This is a genomic window from Peribacillus sp. P4_C12, assembly GCF_056402095.1.
Genome location: NZ_JBFUIB010000993.1, coordinates 1 through 866 on the forward strand (window position 1 = coordinate 1; position 866 = coordinate 866).

At 37.6% G+C, this 866-nt stretch carries 1 pseudogene; it reads right to left on the reverse strand.

Going from position 1 to position 866, the window contains the following annotated elements:
• Positions 1 to 866 (reverse strand): annotated as a pseudogene (locus AC1DUW_RS30770) (hypothetical protein); the annotation flags it as partial.

Genomic DNA, 866 nt, shown 5'->3' on the forward strand with positions numbered 1-866 from the left:
TACTTAATGTAATGGGATCCCTTTCATTAAATTGTGCTGTTAACAGGAATGCATCTTTTGGTGACTTTGTCTTCATTCGTACCTTCCAGTTTCCAACTTCAAGGCTATTTCTTTTAAATGTTTGGATAGTTGCACCAGAAAAAAAGGATGATTTATTCTCAGTAGAGTTTACTTGTAAGGAGGGTAAATACGTTTGATCAGATGGAGAAATTAATTCCACCTCTACATCATCTGAGGCTGTGTATATCGTTACATTACCAGAGGTTGGTTCATTAACATTGAAGGTTTGCTTGATCCAGGCATGTTGTTGCAGCATTCCTCCATGAACTGTTTGAGAAATATCAGTTTTGATAATCTCATCTTGAACTTGTAGTGTTGAATTAGTATTTAAACTTGGAACTCCAGCAATTGAATCACTTCTTAAGTATGGTTCAATTCTTGAAAAGACAGCAGAACCTATGCGTATGTTGTCGTGATCTAAGTTTGGATCAGTAAATAAATGGGAAGCATAAGGTAATTTTGCACTCCATACATTTACTAGACCATCATTTTCTCCATAAGAAGATAAATATTGTCCTCCCATTGATAAAGCGGAAAGAGCTGGACCTCTATTCATTCCTGTAGCGGTGTAATACTTATTTTTTCGAGAGTTTACATGGTTATCTGTGACTGAACGAAATTCTGCCATTTTTCCTACTTGCAAAGAGTATGTTCCATCATCTTTTTGACCAAGCAACGAACCCAGCCAACCCGCATACCAGCTATAAGCTAAATCAGCTAAGTTAGAACCATGATGAGGAGAAGCCAGAGTGATAACCCTTCCGACATAAAGATGTGCTCCATAGTGAACAAGGGCTGCTTGAGTG